This window comes from Mesorhizobium sp. M2C.T.Ca.TU.002.02.1.1 (genome assembly GCF_003997225.1).
This window is the reverse complement of the sequence record NZ_RZTO01000510.1, coordinates 1-4553: the sequence shown is the minus strand read 5'-3', so window position 1 is coordinate 4553 and position 4553 is coordinate 1. Positions and strand designations below refer to the sequence as shown.

Annotated in this window: 5 protein-coding genes; 2 read left to right on the top strand and 3 right to left on the bottom strand. The window is 64.5% G+C overall.

The annotated features are described in order from the left end of the window. Nucleotides 1-672: 4Fe-4S dicluster domain-containing protein (locus tag EOD07_RS23615; RefSeq protein ID WP_206519534.1), on the top strand; the 672-nt coding region annotated here is incomplete at its 5' end. Nucleotides 673-830: 158 nt separating this feature from the next. After that, nucleotides 831-1433 carry a DUF922 domain-containing protein gene (locus tag EOD07_RS23610; protein ID WP_127237164.1) on the top strand — a complete coding sequence of 201 codons (603 nt, stop codon included), beginning with the start codon at nt 831-833 and terminating at the stop codon, nt 1431-1433. Nucleotides 1434-1464: 31 nt separating this feature from the next. Here EOD07_RS23610 and EOD07_RS23605 read toward each other — a convergent pair whose 3' ends face one another. The 3 genes from EOD07_RS23605 to EOD07_RS23595 form a co-directional block, all read right to left on the bottom strand. Next, entirely contained in the window at nt 1465-2475 is a 1011-nt protein-coding gene (locus tag EOD07_RS23605) for an endonuclease/exonuclease/phosphatase family protein (protein WP_127237163.1), read from the bottom strand. Nucleotides 2476-2699: 224 nt separating this feature from the next. Then, nucleotides 2700-4160 carry an AMP nucleosidase gene (locus EOD07_RS23600; RefSeq protein ID WP_245470428.1) on the bottom strand — a complete coding sequence of 487 codons (1461 nt, stop codon included), beginning with the start codon at nt 4158-4160 and terminating at the stop codon, nt 2700-2702. A gap of 125 nt (nt 4161-4285) precedes the next feature. Beyond that, nucleotides 4286-4480: a hypothetical protein gene (locus EOD07_RS23595; protein ID WP_127237161.1), complete on the bottom strand. Its 195-nt coding sequence runs from the start codon at nt 4478-4480 to the stop codon at nt 4286-4288. Between the last annotated feature and the right edge of the window lie 73 nt (nt 4481-4553).

Here is a 4553-nt window from a genome sequence, read left to right as displayed (position 1 = left end):
GGCTCGCACAACGCGGTGCTGTCCGGCATGCTGGCGGCCGAGCATGTGGCCGAGGCGATCGCCGGCGGCCGCGCCAATGACGAGCTTGCGTCCTACGAAGAAGCCTGGCGCGGCAGCGACATCGGCAAGGACTTGAGGAAGGTCCGCAACGTCAAGCCGTTGTGGTCGCGCTTCGGCACCATCGTCGGCGTCGGCATCGGCGGCCTCGACATGTGGCTGAACACGCTGTTCGGCTTCTCGCCCTTCGGCACGCTGAAGCACGGCAAGGCCGATTATGCGACGCTCGAGCCGGCCTCCAAGCATCAGAAGATTGCCTATCTGAAGCCGGATGGCGTGCTGACTTTCGATCGTCTCTCCTCGGTGTTCCTCTCCAACACCAACCATGAGGAAAACGAGCCGGTACATCTGATCGTCGGCGACATGGCGTTGCAGCAGCGTTCGGAGCACGATGTCTTTGCCGGTCCGTCGACCCGCTATTGCCCGGCAGGTGTCTATGAATGGGTGGACAAGGACGGTAACGCCGCCGCCGATCCGTCGGCCAAGGACGTGCGCTTCGTCATCAACGCGCAGAACTGCGTGCACTGCAAGACCTGCGACATCAAGGACCCGAACCAGAACATCAACTGGGTGCCGCCACAAGGCGGCGAGGGGCCGGTCTACCAAGGCATGTGAGCCGCTCCGGCCGAGCCGTCTCGACGGTCGCTCCAGCAAAAGCCGACGAGGCGCTCCTCGGGTCGGCTGCCATCGCGCGGTTCCGGCCGGCCAGCTCCCGAGCTTGAAATTGCAGCCGGCTTATAGTTCCTTCTCTGCGGATAAGGAGCAAGTGGGCCATGCGCCTGACGGTTCTTACATGCCTCATTATGCTCGGCGGCCTGTGCGGCGGCGCCCCGGAGGCCTTGGCCGGCACCAAGGTGCTGGTCACGACGCGCAGCTATGACATCGCCGGCGCGACGGGCGCCGTGCTGGTCGAAGCGATGAACCGTAAAGGTCCCAAGCACGGCTTCATGACCCGAGCCATCGCCGACACCAGCTACGTCGTGAACTGGAAGCTGGACGTGGATCGCGTCGACGGGGTCTGCAGGTTGCGGGGCGCCGACGGAACGATGGAGCTCACCTACACTTTTCCTCGCCTGGCTTCGCCGCCGAAGCCCGAGCTCGAGCGGCGCTGGCGGCGCTTCCTCGCCGGCGTCCACGCTCATGAGCACCACCACGGCCGCATCGCCAAGGCCATGATGCGCGCCACCGACAAGTCCATTGCCGGCCTTAAGCTTGCCGACAATTGGTTCTGCACCGCCACTCACCGCGAGGCCAGGCGCCGGATCGACTCCGTCTACGCGCAATATGAAGCGAAACAGAACGCCTTCGATGCGCGCGAGCATCGCGACGGCGGCCATGTCGACCGGCTGGTCAATGCGTTGATGGGGACGAACTGAAGCTTCAGTCGTTCGCTTAAGAAACGGAGCGTCAACCCTGCGGTCTGTCCGGCGCCTCGTTCGCCGCCAGCGCCGACTTGTGCTCGTCCCCGGGCGCATCGCTGGCGGGCGGCAGCGTGAATTCGATCAGCACCGGCAGATGATCGGAGCCGGTATCCTCCAGTCGGGCCGACGACAGGATCGTCACTCCGCCCTTGCTGAACACCTGGTCGATCGGCAGGCCCGCATAGCGGCGCAGGAAGTCGGGCAGCGTGCGGTGGATCCAGGTCGGGCCGGCCGACGGCATCAGGGTCATGCCGCTGAGCCGCGCCACCCGACGCACCGCCGCGCTCCACGGCACGGCGTTGCAATCGCCGGCCATGATGGCGGTCTCACCGAGGCCGGCCAGCGGTTCCGCCAGTTCACCGATCTGCCAATATTGCTCCTTCGGCCACGGCCAGCTCAGATGGATCGCGGCGACGTCGACCGGAACGCCGTTGAAGTCGATCGTGGCGGTGGCCATCGCGCCGCGCGGCTCGCAACGCGGCGCTGTGCCGGCGGCGAAGGGACGGCGCGAGAGCAGCGCCACGCCGAATATGCCGTTGGGATAGTCGCAAAGGATGCGATAGGGGTAAGCGCCGGCAATATAGCCGAGCTCCTTCGACCACATGCCGGACACTTCGTCGAGCGTGATGACGTCTGGATTGGTCCGGCCGATCAGCGACAGCACCTTCTTCGGCGTCGGATTGTTGAAGCGCAGGTTCATCTGCAGCAGGCTGTAGACGATCCGGTCGGCCGGTTTCGCGATTGCCTGCTGCGTCGGCAATTTGGGCAGCGCGCTCGTCGTCGTGGCGAAGCAGACGATGGCGAAGACCAGCGCCGCGACGGCCTGCAGCCTATAGGGACCGGCAAGCAGCGCCAGCGCAAGCAAGGCCGCAAGCACGCTCAGATGCATGCGGAAATGCGAGAAGGAATCGAAGGCCGGATGCAGCGCCCCGAAGAACCCGGCCAGCAACGCGGCCGAGCATGCCATCATCGCCAGGAATGTGAGCTGAGCCATCATGCTCAAGCGCGCACCGCCCGTAGTCATCTGCTCCGACCCGCCCGGGACATTTCACCGTTTCACGGAACGCCGAAAGGCCCTGTCTCCTTGTTCTGACGCTATTTCGAACGAAAAACCGCTCGCATTTTCCTGAATTGCTCCAATTCCGCTTTGACCGCTTATCGGCCAAATTGCAGCTCAAGCAAGACGACGGATTGCCTCGCCGGCAGCTGGCCGGGACGCCTCTACTGGAACGCCGTCTCCGAAAAGCTTCTGAGCTTGCGCGAATGCAGCCGCTCCATCGGCATTTCGGCCAGCTTCTCCATCGCCCTGATGCCGATGGTGAGATGCTGCGCCACCTGTCGCTTGTAGAACTCGGTCGCCATGCCGGGCAGCTTCAATTCGCCATGCAGCGGCTTGTCGGAGACGCACAGCAGCGTCCCATAGGGCACGCGGAAGCGGAAGCCATTGGCGGCGATGGTGGCCGATTCCATGTCGAGCGCGATGGCCCGCGACTGCGACAGGCGTTGCACCGGTCCGCGCTGGTCGCGCAGTTCCCAGTTGCGATTGTCGATGGTGGCGACGGTGCCCGTGCGCATGATGCGCTTGAGGTCGTAGCCGGAAAGGCCGGTGACCTCGGCGACCGCTTCTTGCAGCGCCACCTGGATCTCGGCCAGCGGCGGGATCGGCACCCAGACGGGCAGGTCGTCGTCCAGCACATGGTCCTCGCGCACATAGGCATGCGCCAGCACATAGTCGCCCAACGCCTGCGTGTTGCGCAGGCCCGCGCAATGGCCGAGCATGACCCAGGCATGCGGCCTCAGCACCGCGATATGGTCGGTGATCGTCTTGGCGTTGGACGGGCCGACGCCGATATTGACCATGGTGATGCCGCCGTGGCCGGGCTTCTTCAGGTGGTAGGCCGGCATCTGCGGCAGGCGCTGCGGCGGCATGCCTTCGCTCGGCGCGCCGGCACTCGCCTTGGTCACGACGTTGCCCGGCTCGACGAATTCGCTATAGCCGCCTCCACCGCTCTCCATCAATTCGCGGGCGCGCGCCACGAATTCGTCGATATAGAACTGGTAATTGGTGAACAGCACGAAATTCTGGAAATGCTGCGGGCTGGTCGCGGTGTAATGCGTCATGCGGTGCAGCGAATAGTCGATGCGCTGCGCGGTGAACGGCGCCAGCGGCCGCGGCTCGCCGAACGCCACCTCGAAGGTACCGTTGGCGATCTGGTCGTCGGTTCCGTCGAGATCCGGCACGTCGAACAGGTCGCGGATCGGCCGCTTGATGCGCTCGGCGGCGGCGCCGTCGACATAGGTGCCTTCCAGGAAGGCGAAATGCAGCGGGATCGGCGTGGTCGACTCCGACACGGTCACCTGCACACCGTGATTGCGCATGATCAGCCGTAGCTGCTCGATGAGATAGTTCTCGAACAGTTGCGGCTGGGTGACGGTGGTGGCGAAATGACCGGGCGTCGGCATATGGCCATAGGCCTGGCGCGAGTCGACCTGGCTGAACGAGGTCGTGGTGACGCCGATCTGCGGATAGAAGGCCCGGTAGCGCTTGCTCTCGTCGCCGCCCGCGGCAAGGGCCGCGAAGGAATCGCGCAGGAACTTGGTGTTGCGGTCGTAGAGCGTCTGGAGCGCCGCGACGGCCTTCTTGGCGTCGTGGAACTCCTGCTTGCCGAACGGCTCCGGCATGACGACCGATTCGATGGCTTGAGGGTAGATTCGCTTTTCCATGGCTCAATATAGAGACTTGGAAGAGCGGTTGGGAGGGGGAGGCGGGCGTCAAGCCGCCGCACGCGTCGTTTTTCTTCGGTGCGTTACCCGCGCTGCAGGCTGATCAGGAGCACGAATCCCACGCTGGTGTTCTTGTGCGCCGGCGCCTCGATCGTGTGGCCCGTATCGGCCCGTATCGTCGGCACCGCCAGCACCGGCGCGGCCAGCAGCATCAGGATGAGCGTCGCCCGCGGCAGCAGCCTGAGGATATTCGTTGCGGTGGCGGCGATGCGGTTCATTTTGGTGGTGTTCCGATTTTCAACTTGGTCGATTTTCAGCTTTGTCGTTTCGGCGTGTCACGAGGTTCACGGA

Excerpts from the sequence above, each read along its gene's own strand:
- EOD07_RS23600 (WP_245470428.1), bottom strand. The coding sequence starts at position 4,160 with ATGCCGGAGCCGTTCGGCAAGCAGGAGTTCCACGACGCCAAGAAGGCC.
- EOD07_RS23595 (WP_127237161.1), bottom strand. The coding sequence starts at position 4,480 with ATGAACCGCATCGCCGCCACCGCAACGAATATCCTCAGGCTGCTGCCG.
- EOD07_RS23605 (WP_127237163.1), bottom strand. The coding sequence starts at position 2,475 with ATGATGGCTCAGCTCACATTCCTGGCGATGATGGCATGCTCGGCCGCG.
- EOD07_RS23610 (WP_127237164.1), top strand. The coding sequence starts at position 831 with ATGCGCCTGACGGTTCTTACATGCCTCATTATGCTCGGCGGCCTGTGC.